The organism is Gottfriedia sp. OAE603 (assembly GCF_040543965.1).
In the GTDB taxonomy this organism is placed as follows: domain Bacteria; phylum Bacillota; class Bacilli; order Bacillales; family Bacillaceae_G; genus Gottfriedia; species Gottfriedia solisilvae.
This window is the reverse complement of sequence record NZ_JBEUNN010000001.1, coordinates 1,093,855-1,114,489: the sequence shown is the minus strand read 5'-3', so window position 1 is coordinate 1,114,489 and position 20,635 is coordinate 1,093,855. Positions and strand designations below refer to the sequence as shown.

Genomic DNA, 20,635 nt, shown 5'->3' with positions numbered 1-20,635 from the left:
ATTTATTCATTATTACTCATGTTACTTCTTACTATCCATTGCTAATGGTCTTACTTTTTCAATTAATTCTATTAAAAATTGCTCTGGTCTAGCAAAGCAAGCTAAATGTCCTGCGTTTTTTATATATACAAATTCTTTTAAAGGAGCATTAATCTCTTGAAAAAATCGTTCTGCATTTTTAGTAGGAGTAATGATATCATGATCCCCATGAAAAATAAAAAAAGGAATTGTAAACTCTTTTCCCAGAATTCCATAATCAAAATTCATTAACTCGTGAAACAATTGATTCCCTGAAAATTTCATCCCTTTAAAAATATCAACTATATCCATCATACTATGTTGCGGCGATGAAAGCATGGCTGGCAACATCAAATCCATAATCATATTAGGGACATTTTTAATTGTCTTAACAAGTATCTGATTTCTTTTATCATACTCTTGTATTGTCCATTTTGATGGATCTGGCCCTATTTTTTTCAAAAAATCTAAATTTCTAGTATTCTCTGTTTGTTCCAAAGCTTCGATTGCCAATTGATATCCAAGTTTATCAGTATCAACACAATTTTGATCAGTCCCTACATATGCAAAAAAAAGATCTGGTCTTTTTTTGATCATTAGCGTGGCGATAAGACTCCCAACGGAACTGCCTATTAAAATAATTTTATCTTGCTTAAGCTGATTACAAATTACACTAGATAATTCAATTCCATCTTCCATTAACTGGTTAAACGTAATTGTACCACAGCCTTCTTTCCCATTTTTTTTAAAAGTTTTCCCAGCACCTCGTTGCTCCCATTGAACAATCGTAAAATGTTGTTCCCATGTTTTTAATAAAGGAGTAAAAATGGAATAAGTAGAAGCAGGACCACCATGAATAAACAAAAGAACAGGGTTTCTTTTATCTTCACCCCGAACTGTAATCCATTGTTCAATACCTCCAATCGGCACATACTTTTCTTCATTTATCATATTTTCAGTATTCATTATTAACTTCTTTGCATTTTTTCTTTGATTAAACTTACGAAAAATTATATCTGGTAAAAGGTTAGATTTTGTCATTTTTGAGTTTCTTCCTTTCTCGAAAAAACGTGAGTGAGTTACTCACTTTTTTATTGTATTCTAATTATTTTACACTGTCAATTTTGGAAGTGTACTAAAAAATATATGACGTTAGGGAAAAAACAGATCCCAAAAATAGTAGCTACCAAAAAAGATAGCTTCAAACCTATGACCTTTAATCTAAAGTTGAATAATTATGAGTTTATTTTTTCTAATAAGGACTAATAATCTGCATACAGTAATCCTATACCACACACAAAAGAAGGTAGACTCACAAAAGTTGAAATAAATTACGAATAATTAACAAAGCCACTTTGACTTTGAGGGTACTATTAACCGTTTCGTAGATTTAATTTATAATCCTATAATAATAAAACACTACTTACTACCTAAAATTGTGCTCTTGTTCAACTAACGCGCCAGTTAGTTGAATAAGCTAAAGTAGATTAAATTCCTTCACTCATCCATTACATCTAACTCTGGAATTTGTTTTAAAATGAATTTCATATGTTCTCTAAAGCCATTATTAATAAAATCATAGTTTAAAATATCTTTACCTACCATTCTTGGACTGGATGGATAAAGTGAAAAGTCTAAACAATAGTGTTCTTCTCGAAATCCATACAAAATGACTTGGAATCCCAGTATAAATTCATCAATTTAAATTGCAGGTATCTCTTCACAAATGTGATCGTCTAATCCACCAAAATGAAGCCCACCAAAGATCCTATTTGATATAAATTCTCCCAATTCCAAAAGTTCTAATTCAGATTTAAAACAAACTGCAGTACCCAAAAGAATATTATTTATTTCCCTTTCTAGATCCAAGATTTCCACACCTGTCTCTTCAATTTTTTTTAAAATTCTTAAATAGTATATATTCTAACTTTGAAAAGGTATGTTTTGACCGATAATATTTTTTACTAATACTATTTATTATTTTTCGCTTCTATTTTTAATGCAAAATAATAAATTATAATGACAATAAAGATCAGACCAATTGTATCAGTAATAATTCTTATGATTCGAGTTTCATTAAAACCAAATAAAATATGACATGAAGTGTACAAACCCGAAACAATCATGATCCATAGAATTAAAATTTTCTTCATTTAAAACTCCTTAAAATTCCAATAATTTGGTGAATCTATTTTTTTCACATTGGAATGTATCCTTTTGAGAGGTAAATGTATATTACAACAGGTATAAAACTAAAGGTCATAGCTAAATTGCTAAATGCTAAAAATCTATTCTTAACATAGTAACCTATAAAAATTCCAACTGGATTAAGAATGAATGTTAACATTCCAAAAGGTTCTTGGACGTTAAATACCACATAAGGAATCCATGAAAGTAAACCGAGTAGAAAAAGAGTTAACGATATCCAACAATATATTTTTGTCTTTGATGTGACTGGAACCAATTCACCCATCTATTTCTAGACCTCATTTCAATAATAATTAATTAATTAATTAATTAATAATATTATAACATCCCATAATAAACTCTTCTGCTATATATCCCAATAAAAATAGAGTAACCCATAGGTTACTCATGTTCTTCAACAAACGCGCCAGTTCGTATTATTTATTCCCTGTATAGTTCAAAGAGTCCTCTTACATAATACATTGCTTCAGTCATTGGCCCCCCATTATAACCTTTATATAGGATGGGTTTGTACTACAACCAACATACCTTACTTTGAATAACTGATTTAATAAATTGTCTAACTCTTGACTACATTGAATGGTTTTGTAATGAAGAAATCCATACCGTTTATTAATATCAACTAATTCATATCTCTTTTCCTCTATCTCTTTTGATATCTGTTGTAATAAAGTTGCCATCCCGATACCCCTCCATTTTAATAACACTCAGTAAGAATTCAATCCTGATGTGACTTCATTAGTTAGCGATTTGATACTTTTGCACATGTTGCAGTTTAATGAACAAGAAAGTGAATATCCTTAATTTTTAATGTAATTTTATGATTAATTGAAAGCCGCGCTTGATTTTGTCAACGCTTATGACAAATGCCTGGTCAACTCCCAAATCAAAAATCCCTTCTCTAGCCCTGTTTCTTTGATTATTCCTAAAGAATAGAGTTATAAAAGTGTAAAAAAACCAGCAACGTCATAATGAAGCGTCACCGGTTCTTGGTTATAGTGCCAGGCAAAATACCTGACATTTTTTCATAATTATTTCTTAATTGGTTTGGAATTCACATATAGCTTTCCTGCTGCCGTGGAACTTAATGAATTTCCATAAATATCTTCTACTTTTACCACTATTTGTGCACCGTTTAATGTAAGCTTCTTAGTTGCTGTCCAGTAGCCCTCATAGTGTCCAGTACCATTTCCATTTGCATCTTTTACTTCGGTCATAACTACTTCAAAGGTGCTTAAACTTGCTATTGGCACAGATACTGCACTTGTTATGCCATTAATCGGAGCGTTAATTGTAAATACTGCCTTTTTTAATCCAGTCTCACTGTCGAACTCAACCTTTAATTTTTGATCTGCCTTTATTATTACATCACTCGATGGCATTATATTTTTAATTTCACGTATTGAGTATTTTACATTAACTGTTATGCTCTTAGCAGTTTCATTTCCTGCCTTGTCTCTAGCAACAACATTTATTACATTTTCCCCTTCCTTGGACATAATCTTTGCTGTCCAATTTCCATTTGAATCTATGTCTGTCTTTGTTCCGTTAACTTCAACATAATCTAAATAATCATCTTTAGCTGCTCCTGTTACAGTTATAACCTGATCATTTATATTAGCGTTATTTTGTGGGCTTGTAATTTCTACAACTGGTGCTACCTTGTCTAATATAACCTTTAATTCCTTCGAATAAGGAGTAGATCCGATTCCTGTAATAGTTTTTGCCTTCAGAGTATTAACTCCCTCTTGAAGTACTGCATCAATTAAGAAACTTCCATCATCATTTGTCTTTCCATTTGCTATATCCTTATCACCGCTAAATATATGAACGTCCATTCCTGGAGCTGCCATACCTTTTATTGTTGCGTTTTCATTATTTAAATATGAGTTATCCACTGGTGAGGTTATAACTGGAGCTAGTGCCCCAAGCTTAACTGTTGCTCTAATCATCATATTTCCAAAATCTTTATTTGCTAAAGTGAATGGGCCACCTTTTACAAACTGCCATGATCTTTGTGCTGCTATTGAATTTTTATCCAATGAAATTAGTGGACTTACAGGAGCCATCTTATCCTGTATTAAAACCATATAAAAATCGCCTGTTACAACTATTTGTTGCGCGGATAAATCAACGACTGTCCATTTCCCTGCTTCTCTAATAGCATTTCCATTGAATGGCCCTGCTATCATTTTTCCAGGGGTGCCATCTTTTCCACTTGTGTCATAAACTGCCACCTTAAATGTAGTTCCACCTGATGTTGGATCAAACATAAATATTCCAGAGGTTACTATTGCAGAGGTCTGTCCCTCCGGAAGTGACATTCTTACTGCATAGCCACCTCCCGCTTCCCATTGACCCACTGAATATTCTGGTGTTCCATCATCATAGCCTATCTCTCCTGAAAAATTTATAAATGGTTTTAGCTGAAGATCATGTGTAACATTTTCATTTTTTGTAATATCTACAGTAAATCTCTCATCAAAATAGTTCTCTGCTATAACCTGTACTGTATAGTTACCTTCATATCCAGCTATTGAGTAATTACCCTCTGCATCAGTTGTAACTGGTGCTACTGCTGCATCCTCAATTAGGTAAACTTTAGCGTTTTTCACAGGATTTCCTGTTTGTGAATTAGTGATTTTACCTGTTAATGTTCCCTTAGACATTGGAACCAATGTAATGTTTGTATTTTCAAGAACTTGGTTAGCTGCTACTTGAACCTTCTTATCGCGTGGATAGTATCCATACTTTTCAGCTCTTAATGTATACTCACCTTCTTTAACCTTAAAATTATATGATCCGTCTTGCGGATTTGTTTTTGTTGAACGACCATTTTCAAGAATAGACACTGTAGCTGATAGTGGAATTACTGCTAAATTAGCATTTGTCTCTACAGAATTTATTTCTTGTTCTTTTGGGCTGTTGATTAAAGCAGATGTTGCACCTGATGCTACAGATTGGCTTGTTAATCTAAACTGTTCTTTAGGTCTGCTGCTTAAAGCTGATGTGCCACCTGGTGCTACAGATTGGTTTGTTAGTCTAACATCATCTATAAACCATCCCTGCTTATTATTGGATTCATTAGATATAAAGGCAAATGCGATATTTATTTTCTTTCCTGCGTATTCGCTTAGATCTATTTCCTCATTTGAATATCCTTCTGTCTTAGTGCCTCCATATGATGCTAATATATACCAATTCTCATCCTCGTCACCTTTAACTAGAACAAATGCACGGTCAATATTTTCTTCTACATCATACCAATTTTTAAACTGTAAATAAGCACTTCCTTTTGGCAGGACAATAGGGGGTGATTTTATTAGCATTATTTCATTTTCTGAATAAGTTCCTTCAAGATTAGTAGCTAAAACCTTCTCTCCCGAGGCTGGTGCATTAGGTCCTGTTGTTGGTTTTCCCCACTTCCATTGATCCTTAAATGGAGCCTCCAAGTAGTTTTCCCATCCTGTCATTTCTGTTTCAAAATCATTAAAGTATCCTATTGTAATTGCAGGTTTAACAAGTATTGTATAGATATCACTTGTAATCTCGTTCTTTCCAAAGTCAACTATTCTCCATCTGTAAGATAGATTTGATTCTGCTACTACTCTATCAGCTGGAATTACAACTTCATAGCTTCCTGACTTGTAGTCCCCACTCTTCCTTTCAGCTGCAACGGTTGTCCACTCATCCGATGGATTATTTTTATATTGAAGCTCAACTGTCTGAACGCTTACATTATCCTGTACATCTATTTTTACTTTTTGTTCCAATCCTTCGAATATCTCTTTAACAGGTATATGGTTAAATGTTGGTAGAACTGTATCCTCGGCATTTTCTGATACTTGGCCTTTAATCTCAGATATTCCTGTCATAACTGATGTTACAGCCTTAAATGCATTAATAACACCATATCCATATCCATTGTTAGGGGTTTCAGGATATTGAGAGTCAGTACAAGGAGTTGCTGTTTCCTTTATTATTTCTTCCATTTCATTAACTGTTAAAGATGAATTGGCTTGAAGTAATAATGCTACAAGTCCTGATGTATGTGGACCTGCCATGGAGGTTCCATTCCATCCACCTTCATATTCACTTCCTGGAACTGAGGATCTTATATTAACTCCAGGTGCTGAAACTTCTGGCTTTTGTATTCCACCATATGGTGATGGACCCCTTAATGAGAAATTGGCTAACTTGTTGTTTATGTCAGTTGCTCCTGTTGCAAAGGATTCTGGATAGTTTGCAGGATTAGCAACTGATCCTGGTCCACCAGGATTGTAAGGGGTTGTATTTCCTGCTGAAAATTCTGGGAATATATCTGCTGCTCTCCAGTTTGTTATTATAGTTTTATACCAATCATCTACTCCAGGAGCGCCTCCCCATGAGTTATTAATAACATCAGGAGCCATTTCTGGATGTGGTACTCCATTACTATCTTTAGGAGCAAGCATCCATTCACCAGCTTCTATTATATCAGCATCTGTTCCGCCATCTTCAGTAAACGCCTTAACAGCTATCCACTTTGCTCCTGGTGCAACGCCGATCTTATTTGTACCATTTGGTTCTGAACCAACCATAGTACCTACTGTATGGGTTCCATGACCAACATCATCGTATGGTGCTGAACCATTATTTGCAGTTGCATCAAACCAATTGTATTCATTATTTGGATTATCTGGATTAGCTGGGTCATATCCTCTATATTTTGTCTTTAATGCAGGGTGATCCCACTGAACTCCTGTATCTATGCTACCAACAACTATTCCTGTTCCATCAATTCCTAAACCCCAAACATCTGGCGCTCCAATTTTTTCAAGGTTCCATTCTATATTATTAGCCGCTGGAACAGCAGCTACAGTAGTTTTTGCAGGCTCAATTAACTTTGTAATTCCATTAGGTTCTATACTTTCAACCTCCGGCATAGCCGCTATGTTTCTCATAACTTCCTCTGTTGCTGTAACTGCCATACCATTTACGATATAAAATGAATTATAATCCTTTACATTTCCTTTACTCTTTTCTTTTTCTATATACTTCTTTAAATTTCTCTGTGTTGAATCAGATTTAATTTTTAATTCAGAAACGATTGATGAACGAACTACTAACTCTTTTTTTACATTTGATAGTTGCTTATTCTTAGCCTTAGCTTCATTAGCGACCTTTACTGCATCTACCTGATCCTTAAATTTTACAAGAAAGGTAGTTTGAGAGTTATTTACAAATTCTTTTATAAGTTCTGCACTTATTTTATTCTCTATTATTGCTTTAGCTTCCTGGTTATAGCTTGTCTCAATATTGTCCTTTGCATAAGCCTTAACATAATTCCCAGCTGGTGCAGCAAATGAACTTACGGTAAGTATGAAAGTTGTCGACAATGCAAGCAATTTTTTGGTGATTTTTTTCATGTTTAATACCTCCATATTTAGATTGAATTTACATAAAAAATCTTTTTCTCTCCTTTCGCTTAACTGCTTGACCCATTTACTTATAAAAGAGGTTTTTCGATGAGTCTTACATCATTAACTGCATGTTCATCAATTTGTAAAGCATCGATAGCCGTGGATAATGTTACAGCTAGTAAGTCTTCAATTTCTTTTTTTACCAAACATCCCCCTAGTGGGATATAAATTAAGATACAAATGTTAAGAAATATCCTACTGTATGATTCATAGTTGAATAGGGTAAATTAAGAGATTGCTAACAAGATGAACGGGTCACCTCCTAGACCAATTACCGATTCTGTAGAGTTATGTTGTTTCTTGCTGTGGATTAAACGAATAGGTAATATTGAATTTTAACAGAATTATATATTTGCTAGACTAGCATGACAAATGGGGTTTTAAGGGAGGGCACGACCTGCTTTATTACAACTTTTTAATATTTTTTAATATTTTGACAAATTACGACAATGCAAATCTATATTAATCGTACTATTAAAATAGATTTTGACATACGGTTATAATTCAATAGATTGACTTGGGGTTATAAATCAATTTGTTGACAATTAAGGTATTGTGTGACGGGGATAAGAAGTGTAGATACGGAGCATTGGAAAGTATAAAAAAGAAGAGAGGATGCTTTTTTCCGCGTGAAAAACATCTTCTCCCCATAAACGAACGTATAGGTGTTGTTACCACATATTTTTAAATCTTTCGGTTCCGTTTAATGAAGTGAACTCTTCCGTTTTTCTTTAGGATTTTTTTGCAAATTGTTTTTGACTATAAATTTTGTCCGTCGATTTCAGCTACAGGCACTTACTTTCCATGGGGAGGGATAGAGTTCCTCAGTGCTACCGTCTGTGGAGTTAAATGATTCCTTACGTGAATCATTTAACTAGGTTTCCCATTTCCCTCAATTTCCCGAAGGAGAAAAGTGCCTAAGCTACAATCAACTCTCATGATAAGTTAAAATCAAGCAAATTTATCGTTTCTACGGTATTTTTCCACGAGATACGCTGCGTATTGATTTGCTTCTTCGACATTGCTTTTTTCCATATGATAGTCGAACAACTTTATCGCATAATGTTCCAATAAGCGAACATGTGCCATTTTCAGATAATAAGGAAATGCTTCTTTTTCAAGGTAATGGTAATAAAGCTCTTTTTCGTTTTGAAGATTATATTTATGTAAATAGAAGAAATGTATATAGATTGGATCGGTTATTTCTTCAGAAAGAGCAATACCCTTTTCCACCAATTGGAGCAATTCTTCGGTTGATTTCGTTCCTTGTTTCGTTAATGCATTTATATAGCCTTCCAGAGAGGCTATATGAAGGGCTGTATGGGGGTCTTTTATGTCCATAGATTGTTTATAATATTCACAAGCTTTATCATAATTTCCTTGGCGAACTTTCTGGTATGCAAGATTGTGTGTCAGCATTGCTCTTTGATGGTCTAATCCAATGTTTTCGGTCATCTCGATTAATCTTTGATATTCCGTATCTTTTGGATCGTAAAACTCGTCCCGCTCTACTTGGACCAGCATAAGCATTTCTGCTTCAATCATTCGCGTAAGACTGCGCACTTCGGTGAAAAAGCGCAGTGACTTTTCGGCAAAATAATAAGCCAATACTCGTGAATTCAGAGAATGATAAGCAAAAGCCAAATGATAATAGTACTCTTGGTTGTTGTAATAAGTTATATCGATTCCTTGAAAATATGAAATTGCCTTATAATATTCCTTATTTATCAATGCATTGATCCCTTTAATGTGAAGAAGCATGTTTTTTTCATATGGTGAAAGATTAGACCATTTGTCCATTTCAGCAATTAGAGATTTAGCGTGATGCACTTGCCCTATCAATAAATAATATCTTGTAAGTATGAGCTTATAGGAACGATAAATAAGCGGCATTTGTAGAAGAGCAATAGCCTCTAATTGTTTCTTAATTCTCTTAGCCTTTCTTTTCAATTTTAAAATGATCGATTCATGCCATTTTTTTAAAAGGGAATCTAGGCCAATGTAAGTTTTAATTTCTGTTTCCATATCAATACAAAGGCGCTTTGACAGAAAGTTTATCGTTTCTTTAGAAACTTCTGTTAATCCTCGTTCAATTTTACTAATATGTGTACTCGAACAGATTCCAATTCCTAAATCCTTCTGCATCATGCTCTGACGTTCACGATAGAATTTGATTATTTGTCCCTCAAGCATGGTGAACACCTCACTTTATCCCACAAATATGAATTTTTGGTTCTTATTTTACTAAAGAAAACCTCACTCGAAATAATACAATTGAGTCTCTATGATTAAAAATAACACAAAGAGAAACAACTGCGCCTAACCATTTTTTTCCAATTAATGACTTCAGACTGAAGTAGTCCAATACTTGATTAACATCATACATAGCATATATTTATTTCTCTAGAGAGAATTAATTAACCAAATCGTAGGTTTCACTAATGGATAATGAGTAACCGATAGAGCTTAAGCGTTTGTCTGTTTATGTTTTGCTGAGCTCAAGAGAAAAGGAAAGGACTATAATGATCTTCTTCCTAGGTCGATAGTTTATGTTTTTGATATAAATATTCCGCCTGAAAATACTGCCATTCAATAAGTGAAAGTTGCAGGAAGAGAATTTAACTGATTCAAATAAACGTGAATAAAACCATACTCTTCAATAAGCTCTTTCTTAATTTAATAAGATGGATACTTTAACACCTGAATTATTACATCGGATAATTAAAATGATTGAAATTAAAACAGATGGATCAGCTAGAATCTTTTATAGATTCACGGTTCCATCTGCTTTAATTTAACGTTGTTCAGTAATAATAATTTCCTGTTACTCTAACCCTCTCCAATCCACATTCTTACGTTCCATTTTTTCATATTCAAAATAAACCCTTACTACAAAACCCGCTTTTTCACATTTTTCATTCTAATTTTTTTAGCAAATCATTATTATTTTTCGGAAAAAAGTCTTGCCCTGTTCGTGCCTTTTATCAGGTTTTATTCTGATTTTGGCAAAGGATTATTAAGTTTGTCAGAAGTTTATTAGTTGGTTACACTTTCAATGTAAGTTTCACAACTGCTTCAACATGTGTTGTACGTGGAAGCATTATTTATTACAATTCTATTCTTTCTTTTTTGATTACGTTTATGGTTCACCTTTCCACTTAAACTTATCTACCATTTAGCATAATAAAAAGGCTGGTGAACAGCCTTTCGTGATCTTCAACTAAAGCGCCAGTTAGTTGAATAAGGATCTCAATTATTCAATTTTTGTCTTAGTTTAAGAATACACTTTAAAATTGATTCCCTATTTTGAGATTTCTTTATCCAATATGGGAGCCTACTTACTAAACTTTGATTAATATTAGTAAATTCTTCTCTTAAAGCTGCTCCAACATAACTCTCCAAATAATCAAGGTGTTTTTTATTATAAACCCATAAGATATTGCCACAACAATTGGACTTTAGCCACAATGAGAATCCACAATACTCGCCTGAACTTCCTCCATAACTTACTATTTCGGGAATACTTATTAATCCACACTTAGAACAAGTTAATTTTGGTCTTTGGTCTATCGGATTTCCAGTTATGTTAGCGAATTCTTGACAGCGAGGACATTCCACAAGAACACTATCAAGAAAATCTATAATCGTTTCGCCAGAATCTCTAACCCTTTGATTATCCACTTATTTTTATCTCCTAACATTCCTTTTATATAAATTATATATTCGATGAAAGTAAAAACCATCCTTCAAAAACCAAACTAACCGTTTACACAACAAAAGGACTGTTAACAGTCCTTTATGTTATGCAACTAAAGCGCCAGTTAGTTGTATAAGAAATTTATTAATATCAAATTTAATGCCTTCTATTTTCTTACGTATATACCCCACACATTATATGAAAATTCTCCTGCCGCAAATATTATTTCTTGTCCATCAGGGTTAATTTTATAGACTGAAAATCTTTTTTCAACTCCGTATATTGGGTCAATTACTTTTGCGTTTGTTTCAATTTCATCCCAGTCATGTTCAAATATATCAATACCTTTTAATATAAATGAATCATTATATGTATGACCGATAAAATTCCATTCCATAACTTCTTTTCGAAGTGAATTACTATTAGAGACTTTAAAAAGATTCCTTATAACATTGTTACTCTTACGCATTATAACAACACCTTAAATAAATAATTTACAAATCACTTTAATCAATTACTTTACACCATTCTATCGGTTTCTTTAGTTCCTTTTTTTACTATTTTTCCAAATAGTAAAATAGGAGCCGATCATCGTTCATCGGCTCCCGAGTGTTATTAAACTATTGCGCCAGTTAGTTCTATAAGAGTTTAATAAATCAATTAAAATTACAGCACCTATTCTATCTATACATCAGTAAGAAGAATCCTTCCTTCGTGATTTAAAAATTATTTCAAAAATTACAAAATAGAGTGTAGGGTAAATAACTAGTAACCATAAAATATATTTATGTGGTAGAATATTATAAATTAAACTACCTATTATTAAAAAAATAAAAAATGCAAGTAAAAATCTTATCACCATTATCTTCTTTAAATTAATAAAACCTACAATAGTACAAGTGCTTCCTTACAGCCCCCCATGCTATTGAGCTAACACCTGCAATCGTTATATTTGTTCACTTACCTTTTATAATGTCACCACCAAAAGCCCATCCATTGCTTTCAAGTAATTTCACAAATTCATCTAAAAATTCATCCATGCCTATAGATTGTTGGAAGCCATTTTTTAAAATATTTCCTTCAATTTTTATACTTAATGATTTGTCTTTACCCTGTGTTAATTCCTTTTCCCACACTGGTTTCCATAAAGGATCTTTTTCGTAATTCTTTCTAACTAACCTACCGATAAATCTTTTCTCACTTACCCCAAATTTAATATAGTTTCTTTGTGCTTGTCTTAAACATACCTGATTAGCACCACCCCAGTAATCAGGATTATCATTCATTACACCATCATCCTGCCAAGCACATACTAAACAGATTTCGTAACTACCATTCGGTTCAGAAAATGTTTTCAAACCACAACATGGACAAGTATACTTTTTCATCATTTGCTCCTTATAACTGCTTGTATTTATGTCTTTATTTTAACACTTCTTATTCCACAAAACTGCCAAATGTAAATAAAAAAGCAGCCGATGGCTGCACTTAATATTCAACTAACGCGCCAGTTAGTTGTATAAGATAGTATTAAAAAATATTTTGAAATTAATTATTTGCTACTAAAATTTGAGCTCCATTTACTAATAAAGGTCAATGTAACCATAGAAAGAATAAAACTTATTGAAATAAGGGTCGCATTAATAAATGGCATAATTAAATCACCTACATCGCGCACACTTATAGGGAAAAATTTTATTATTAAACTACATATTAAAAGCATTAGTAAACCACCAACAATTGATGCACTAACAGTTAAGTAGATATTTAACTTCTTTAGAACAATAAAAGCTATAATTGAACCAATTAATCCACCCCATATTGATCCATAGGAGTATGCTCCATAATTAAAATAGCCAAATAACAAAGTAAATATTAGAACACCCAGACTTGTTATCGAACTAATAAAATAATTACTAAATTTCATAAAAACCCCCTCATTATCCGTAATATATATGTCTAATACTATTTAATATAATGATATTCCTTCTGGCGTAGTAATTTGTTAAATTCTTGTTAGGTTTATATTTAAATTTTATTGAGCTATACTGCCAGTTAATTCAACAAAAAAAAGCCGCATAAGCGACTCGTGATCTTATTGAACTAACGCACCAGTTAGTTGAACAAGGAATATAGAATTATGAAAATCAAAAAGACTCCAATACATATGAACAAAATTCGTGTAAACCAATAATCATTAATAAAAGGAAATAGATCAATTCTATTCTCATTAAACTCTTTATAATGTATATAAAATTTCTCAAAATAAAATAAACCGACCCCTAAAAATATTATCCCTGTTATAAAAACAAAGATTAATCCTATGACTTCTTTCATTTTCAATTCCTTTCTTATTTTAAAACAAAATCAGAAATAAATATTATAAATATAGATGCTACAGTAAAAGTTAGCCATCCTCTTTTCTTAGATACTGGTTTCTGGAGGACTTTGATTTTTGATACTACATACATAACTAAAGGAATTATAATAATTATAGTGATGTATTTGAGCCAAAAAGAGATCCCTATTTTTTCAAAGTAAAATGAAATCAGTGTAAGTACAATTACTATAGCAATACCTTGTGCAACGTTTTCCCATTTTTTCATTACTCTATCCACCTTTTAACGTCAAGCGCTCATCATATTTCTATAATAAGGAATATATTAAAATGTACAATGGAAATTTATCCCTTTATTAATTGATATACAATTATCTTGCAATAGAGAGAAATAGAGAATGACCGATTAATGGTCATCCTCTATTTGTTATTGAACTAATGCGCCAGTTAGTTCATTAACTACTTCAGAATTTATTGAATATCTGGTACTTTAATCTTTTTTACATTGTTATATTCAAAATCTGTTGACTTTTGAACAAGTTTAATCTTAACTTCTTCAGTACCTTTCCTAGCGACAAGATTCATTGATGAATTAATTCCGAGGATGTGATATGACTTTTTATCAATAATAACTTTGTATTTTAATTTGGACACTTCATATTGGTACTCTTCTGATTTATTTAGAAGTAATTGTGACGCAATGGTATCTTCTATTACATCTATTAACTCCTTGTTGTCCTTTTCCATGCGGATAATATATGACTCATCATTTTCCATTACAATTCCATCTTTTAGGTACTGCTTATCAATAAGCATCAGAAATCTTTTTTCCTCAACCATTTCATGCAATTGATTAATTGCGTCAATACCAGAAGTGTCAGTATTCCATTCCCCGTCTACTTTGAAAAAAAATTGATCATCCACAATCGTTTTTTCGATTATTGTTTCACATGTTTCATCACATGTGATATCCGAAAATAAAAACGTTTCATAAAGCGCTACTTCAGGTGATATCGTCATTTTAGAATTCAATTCACATTCTTGTATCCAACCATTATTGTTTTCTTCAGTTATCTTTTTAAACGAAACGCTCTTTATTTTTTTCATTACCTTTGTTGTTTGATCATAAATCTGTTCGACCGAGAATCTGCTTTTCGTTTCTTTATTATTTTTCTGATGTTGCATCGGTTTTCCGCAAGCTACAGTTGATAAGGTCAGAATCAAAGTTAATGCGATTAAGATAAAACTCTTCAATTTTTTCATTTTTTCTCCTTAAATTCAATAAGTAAAAAGTTTTTCAGTGGAACAAGTGAAATCTTTGTGAAAATAATAACCCTCAGTTTTTACCACCTATTACTCTATCGGTTTTTAGTTGTTTTTTTGAATATAACTTTTTATTTACTATAAAAGTTCAAAAAAAATAGACTGCCATTGCAGCCTATTTTTTTTGAACTAACGCGCCAGTTAGTTGCATAAGGATTTTAATCTTCTATTAAGCATTTAACTTTGTTTTATTTTAAATATTTATAATATGATTCGGTTCGTGACTTAATTGAACAATTATTTTTAAAAAACACATTTTGCATTTTTATATTTGTCTCATGAGTACTTCCTTTATAAAAAGTAGCTCCCATTTGTTTTAAAATCCACAATGATTGATAGTGAAATTGATAACTCCTACCTTTCCCCCTTTCTGCAGGTAATAGACCAAAATAAAATAATCTACCTTCGTCTAATGTTCCAGGCTCTATATGGGGAATTGAGATTCCAATAGGTTTGTTCTCTTCATAGAAGGCTATACAAGACTTCTTCCAATTTGGTCCCAAAAGACTTTTTACAGAATTCAGATGCTCATCTATTGAAAATGATGATGTCCTATTTTCAGAACCAGCCATACATTGTTTCCAAAGCATTTTGAACTCATCTTCTGAAAGCTTAGTATCTGCAATAGAATGCCATTTATAATAATTTGTTCTACTGATATCTTGTAATAATCTCAATACTTCAACTTTAGAAGTATAAAGTTCAAATCCTAGTTCAAGTAAAAGCTTTGAACAACTTGAGTAATGCTCTGAAGATTTGTTAATGAATACACCAATTCTTCTCACTTCTTTATTAAGACTTTGATCTACTATAGTTTTTAATTCATTCACTAAATTTTTTTCATTAATGTTTTCTGTCTCTTCAATATTTATATACTCGGGCTCACCGTTCAATATCTTGAATGATTCACTATTTATCGTTTCTATTTTTAAAATGTTATCCATTTAGTCTATCTCCATTAATCCCATAGTTTAATTTCAAAGAAAGCACTTTTATTAATTCTATAATTCTTGAAGTAATCCTTTTCTTTTTTATTTGGATGTAAGTTACTTATAAAACTTTAATATTTTTATTTATAACGCTAATAATATTATTGATTAACTAGTAAATATAAAAGGGGCTTTAATTATATGAAATATGAGTCAAAAAACACTACACAATCAGCACTAAAGAAGTATAAAGAAGGACTTGGATTGTTTACTCAGAAATTTCCTCACTTTGTAAATAAATTTAATTCTTTTACAGAAGAATGCTTTAAAGAAGGGGCTTTATCTCAAAAACAAAAACAATTAATTGCGCTAGGAATTAGCCTTTATGCCCAGGATGAATATTGCATCATCTATCATACAAAAGGATGTCTTGATCAAGGATGTTCTGAACAAGAAATTCTAGAAGCTATCGGAGTGACTGCTGCATTTGGTGGTGGGGCAGCAGTTAGCCAAGGGGTTACTCTTGTTCAAGAGTGTATTCAGGAGTTAAACCAATCTTAAATTATATACTGTGAATTGAATTCAAACTGGATTATTTCAAAAATAAGTTAAAACTTATCAAATAAGCTACTTATTTACAAACTAATTAGGCATTAGTTGTTTGAAATGCACCCCAATTGTTAGAAACCTTAGACGTACTAACCATTGGAGATGTCATTTTTTTGTTATAAATATAGAATAGTTTTTTAAGTAAGTTTTAATAAAGTAAAAAATGAGTTGCAATTAGCAACTCATTTTGTTCGACTAAAGCGCCAGTTAGTTGGATAAGACTGATATTTTCTTTGTTTAAATTTTTCTTTTTTTGGTGTAAAAAGAAAGTGCAAAAGGAATAAGAGGAATCAGAGCAAGGTATTTCAACCAACTCGGAGAACCACCGAAATATAGCATTGGTAATATTAAAGCAAATCCACTCATTCGCAATGATTGCCAAGATTTTTTCCAAAGACCCCATACAAAAAGAAATACCCCAGAACCAATTAACCCCCAAAAGATGTAACCTATCCAATGATCCATTTGTTCACACCCTCGTCTATTTTCTGTTTATTAATATCTTATATGTCCTTGTAACAATCCTGCTCGTCAAACATATAAAAAGGGCTGTCGAAACAGCCCTTCATGATCCTCAACTAACGCATGAGTTAGTTCAATATGGAAAAATAACTTTATTATTTATATCTTGAATTTCGTAATCCTCAATCTCATTTACATTTTTAATCAAATAGACCTTTTCATTAGGAGTTATTTTCTTGGTAATCTTTTTTCCATTAATATCGGTTACAATCAATTCATCACCTCGTTTTAATATAGAAGTATCAGTAATGATCGCACCAAAATAACTTTGTTCTTTTTCAATTTCATCATACTCACCATAAACAATTACTGGATTATTTTGAAACTTTGTCCAACCAACTTGATGAACTTTACCGAACTTTTTAATTAGTTCATATGAACCTAGTCCCTTTTCTCGCTCGTAAAATATTAACGTTTTATTACCTATTTTTTTAACACCGATTGTATTCAACTTATGTTGTATAGCAAATTTTTCAACTTCCTTTATTGACAAACTTTTAGTAAAAAATTTTTCATATAAATTAAAAGTTATAATAATTACAAGAAAAACTATAATGATCTTTTTAATTTTCAAATTAATATCCTCATACTTTAATTAAAAATTCTAAAACACTTTAATATTATATCATTAAATAATCGACTAAACTGCTATTTTAGCAAAACAAGTAGACTTTTAAAGTAGCCGTATGTATTAAACTAACGCGCCAGTTAGTTAAATAGGATTTTCTTTAGTATATTCTTTTACATATAAGATAAATTCTTTAATTATGGACCTGAACCAGAAGAAACCCAGTACATTCCAATAATTGATCTCTTAGCATAAAAGTAACTTACACCACTTCCAGTAAGTCTATCTTCCCAACCCTCAGAGTAATAACCCTTACCATACATTTTATCATTACCTATATATTCCAGTTTGCTAAAGGCAACAATAGGGTGTCCCTTTATAAACATGTAACTTCTTATTGATAAACTAGGTGAGATATATGTTGATAGAATTATTAATGCAGAAATTCCTATAATATATAATTTACTTCTTTTTATCATTACAGATTTTCCTCCATTTTAAAATTAACCTTTTCAGTATTTAATCATAAGGAATTTATTACATGATAAACACTGGAAATTTATACCTCTGTTCGATTTATATATTAAACTTCCTTCCAAAAGGCACAACAAAGAAGACTGCGAAGGCAGCCGAACTGTTATGTAACTAACGCGCCAGTTAGTTGAAGAAGGCGCTTAATTTTTTGTTAGATCTTAATAATAGTTCGTAATATAAACGTAACCAATAATCGTTAAATTAAAATATAGTATAGATCTTTTTTTCCTTTGCTTTTTTTGTAAAAATATATAATTTAAATAAACTAATAAAATAAATTGAAATATGTAAGATTCAAAGTTCATTAGTGCTATTGTAAATAACAATATAATGAAAAGTACATGAATTAATGTTTTTTTTCTAAATATTTGTTTCATTCAAATCCCCTTAATTAAACTTAGTATCTTAACTATACTGCCAAATCCATAAATAAAAAAGCAGCCTATAACTGCTTTCTTTGTTCAACTAATGCGCCAGTTAGTTACATAAAATTTTGACAGATTTAAATGATAATTTATATTCCCCTTTACTATTTGGATCTAATTGTTATGTATCTGTGAAAATACGAATTCAAACTTATCCCTTACATTTTTCGACATTATATTCAAACCTTCGACACATTGGTCGATATTATTTTATGAATTACAATTTTACTTTTTTAAAAGAGAGGAATTTTTTATGAACTGGACCATTGGAAAGAAACTGATACTCACTTTTGTTTCAATATTATTAATCATAGTCGCTTTAAGTGGGTTCTCAATTTATAGTGCTTATTCATTAAATAATAATACTAGTAATTTAAGTAAAAGTGTTTCACCTAAAATTGCTGATATTGGTGATATTAATTATTTAACTGAACATGTTATGACCCTTACGCAAAATCACATTATTTCGAAAGACCTACCTTATAAGACACAATATGAACAGAGCATAGATAATACTATCTCATTATTAGATGCAACTTTTACTAATTATCAAAAACTGTTAACTACAAATAGTGAAAGAGAACATTTCAACTCATTAAAAATCAAATGGCAAAACTATCTGATTAAAAACAAAGAGGTTCTTACATTAAGTAACAATTATGATACAAATAACGCTATTCTAACTTCATATGAAGGTATTAAATTATTTGATAAAATGCAAACTGACTTAGATGCCCTAGTAAAGTTGCATAAAAAAGAGGCAAAAACAATTACAACGGATTCTGAAGTACAATTCAAAAGTGTACTTGATGTAACAATTATCATTGTAAGTTTTTCTATTATTGCTTTAATCACAATTGCTATCGTAATGATAAGAAATATAAAAAATCCACTTACCCTTCTATCTAATCAAGTGAGGGAAGTATCAAATGGCAATCTTTCTATTGATCTAGTAACGATTAAAAATAAAGATGAAATTGGTGAGTTGGCAAAAGACTTTAACACGATGACGATTAATTTAAAAGACATTATAGTAAAAGTAATTGAAAACTCTCAATTAGTAGCATCAACATCTGAAGAACTGTCTGCAAGCGCAGAAGAAACAAGTCGTGCATCTGAACAAATTACTGATTCAATCATTGGAATTGCAGAAGGCTCTGAACAACAAGAGAACAGCAGTAGAGAGGCATATATCGTAGTAAAAGAAATTTCTTCTGGTATGGAGCAAGCAGCCACTTCTATCCAAACAGTAGCCGATAACTCACTTTCTACTACAGAAAAAGCGATTCATGGAAATAAAGTATTGGAAAAAACAGTGGAACAAATGAATATGATCAATGACACCGTTAACAATACTTCAATCATAGCTAATGGACTAGGTGAAAAATCGAATGAAATAGGAAACATTGTCACAATCATTACTGAAATCTCCGAACAAACGAATCTATTAGCCTTAAATGCTGCAATTGAGGCTGCAAGAGCCGGTGAACAAGGAAAAGGTTTTGCTGTTGTTGCTGATGAAGTAAAGAAACTTGCAGAACAATCAAGAACAGCTTCAAAACAAATTTCTGAACTTGTTATCTTAATTCAAAATGAAGTGAAAAAAGTAATTTCATCAATGGATGAAGGTTCACAAGAAATTAAAAATGGCATACATCTTGTAAGTGAATCAGGAGAAAACTTTAGGGATATTGTTAAAATGATTGAGGAAGTTTCTTCACAAACACAAGAAGTATCTGCTATCTTTGAAGAGGTCAATGCAAGTTCATTAAATATCATGCATATTGTTGAAAAGAACTCTGCAATTTCTATGGAAGCATCTGGACAATCACAGACTGTAGCGGCCGCCAGCTGAGCAACAAAATGCATCTATAGAAGAAATGTCTGCTTCAGCAAATGTATTAAGTACAATGGCTGTTGAGTTACAGGATACGGTTAAAGGTTTTAGAATTTAATAAAAAGCCACTTATACTTATTTAATTAAGTGTAAGTGGCTTTTTAC

At 31.6% G+C, this 20,635-nt stretch carries 18 protein-coding genes and 1 pseudogene; 2 read left to right on the top strand and 17 right to left on the bottom strand.

All coding sequences use genetic code 11. The features are described 5' to 3' along the window. Positions 1-21 precede the first annotated feature (21 nt). From ABID96_RS05595 to ABID96_RS05530, 14 genes and pseudogenes are all read right to left on the bottom strand, one after another. Entirely contained in the window at positions 22-1,059 is a 1,038-nt protein-coding gene (locus ABID96_RS05595; RefSeq protein ID WP_192601184.1) for an alpha/beta fold hydrolase, read from the bottom strand. Between the two features lie 456 nt (positions 1,060-1,515). Further along, the gene (locus ABID96_RS05590; RefSeq protein ID WP_192601183.1) at positions 1,516-1,686 is read right to left on the bottom strand and encodes a hypothetical protein; all 171 of its coding nucleotides are present in this window, start codon (positions 1,684-1,686) and stop codon (positions 1,516-1,518) included. A 33-nt stretch (positions 1,687-1,719) separates the two neighbouring features. Beyond that, positions 1,720-1,887, bottom strand: a complete 168-nt coding sequence (locus tag ABID96_RS05585) for a hypothetical protein (RefSeq protein WP_192601182.1) — start codon at positions 1,885-1,887, stop codon at positions 1,720-1,722. 101 nt (positions 1,888-1,988) lie between these two features. Beyond that, on the bottom strand, positions 1,989-2,171 hold the full coding sequence (locus tag ABID96_RS05580; protein ID WP_192601181.1) for a hypothetical protein: 183 nt from the start codon (positions 2,169-2,171) through the stop codon (positions 1,989-1,991). 525 nt (positions 2,172-2,696) lie between these two features. Further along, positions 2,697-2,906, bottom strand: coding sequence for a Spo0E family sporulation regulatory protein-aspartic acid phosphatase (locus ABID96_RS05575; protein WP_192601180.1), 210 nt, complete (start codon positions 2,904-2,906; stop codon positions 2,697-2,699). A 351-nt stretch (positions 2,907-3,257) separates the two neighbouring features. Further along, complete coding sequence (locus ABID96_RS05570) at positions 3,258-7,634, bottom strand: S8 family serine peptidase (protein ID WP_192601179.1); 4,377 nt, start codon at positions 7,632-7,634, stop codon at positions 3,258-3,260. Between the two features lie 1,005 nt (positions 7,635-8,639). Beyond that, positions 8,640-9,881 (bottom strand): helix-turn-helix domain-containing protein, encoded by a 1,242-nt coding sequence (locus ABID96_RS05565; RefSeq protein WP_192601178.1) that lies wholly within the window; start codon positions 9,879-9,881, stop codon positions 8,640-8,642. Between the two features lie 1,056 nt (positions 9,882-10,937). After that, positions 10,938-11,369 (bottom strand): hypothetical protein, encoded by a 432-nt coding sequence (locus ABID96_RS05560; RefSeq protein ID WP_192601177.1) that lies wholly within the window; start codon positions 11,367-11,369, stop codon positions 10,938-10,940. Between the two features lie 182 nt (positions 11,370-11,551). Then, positions 11,552-11,854, bottom strand: a complete 303-nt coding sequence (locus ABID96_RS05555; RefSeq protein WP_377896722.1) for a hypothetical protein — start codon at positions 11,852-11,854, stop codon at positions 11,552-11,554. Positions 11,855-12,518: 664 nt separating this feature from the next. After that, positions 12,519-12,773: pseudogene (locus ABID96_RS05550) on the bottom strand (CPCC family cysteine-rich protein); the annotation flags it as partial. A gap of 164 nt (positions 12,774-12,937) precedes the next feature. Next, positions 12,938-13,312 (bottom strand): hypothetical protein, encoded by a 375-nt coding sequence (locus ABID96_RS05545; protein ID WP_192601175.1) that lies wholly within the window; start codon positions 13,310-13,312, stop codon positions 12,938-12,940. A 424-nt stretch (positions 13,313-13,736) separates the two neighbouring features. Further along, positions 13,737-13,991 (bottom strand): hypothetical protein, encoded by a 255-nt coding sequence (locus ABID96_RS05540; RefSeq protein ID WP_192601174.1) that lies wholly within the window; start codon positions 13,989-13,991, stop codon positions 13,737-13,739. 203 nt (positions 13,992-14,194) lie between these two features. Next, complete coding sequence (locus ABID96_RS05535) at positions 14,195-14,986, bottom strand: DUF6612 family protein (RefSeq protein WP_192601173.1); 792 nt, start codon at positions 14,984-14,986, stop codon at positions 14,195-14,197. Between the two features lie 248 nt (positions 14,987-15,234). After that, a complete protein-coding gene (locus ABID96_RS05530; RefSeq protein ID WP_377896720.1) occupies positions 15,235-15,990 on the bottom strand; it encodes a GNAT family N-acetyltransferase in 756 nt (251 codons plus the stop codon). A gap of 186 nt (positions 15,991-16,176) precedes the next feature. Here ABID96_RS05530 and ABID96_RS05525 point away from each other — a divergent pair, with 186 nt between their 5' ends. After that, positions 16,177-16,536, top strand: coding sequence for a carboxymuconolactone decarboxylase family protein (locus ABID96_RS05525; protein ID WP_192601171.1), 360 nt, complete (start codon positions 16,177-16,179; stop codon positions 16,534-16,536). 285 nt (positions 16,537-16,821) lie between these two features. Here the strand turns inward: ABID96_RS05525 and ABID96_RS05520 are convergent, their stop codons facing one another. The 3 genes from ABID96_RS05520 to ABID96_RS05510 form a co-directional block, all read right to left on the bottom strand. Next, positions 16,822-17,049 carry a hypothetical protein gene (locus ABID96_RS05520; RefSeq protein ID WP_192601170.1) on the bottom strand — a complete coding sequence of 76 codons (228 nt, stop codon included), beginning with the start codon at positions 17,047-17,049 and terminating at the stop codon, positions 16,822-16,824. Positions 17,050-17,179: 130 nt separating this feature from the next. Beyond that, entirely contained in the window at positions 17,180-17,680 is a 501-nt protein-coding gene (locus ABID96_RS05515) for a hypothetical protein (RefSeq protein ID WP_192601169.1), read from the bottom strand. Between the two features lie 191 nt (positions 17,681-17,871). Beyond that, the gene (locus ABID96_RS05510) at positions 17,872-18,153 is read right to left on the bottom strand and encodes a hypothetical protein (protein ID WP_087999063.1); all 282 of its coding nucleotides are present in this window, start codon (positions 18,151-18,153) and stop codon (positions 17,872-17,874) included. Between the two features lie 733 nt (positions 18,154-18,886). Between ABID96_RS05510 and ABID96_RS05505 the strand changes: the two genes are divergently transcribed. After that, the gene (locus ABID96_RS05505) at positions 18,887-20,488 is read left to right on the top strand and encodes a methyl-accepting chemotaxis protein (RefSeq protein ID WP_377896719.1); all 1,602 of its coding nucleotides are present in this window, start codon (positions 18,887-18,889) and stop codon (positions 20,486-20,488) included. The last annotated feature ends 147 nt before the right edge of the window (positions 20,489-20,635 follow it).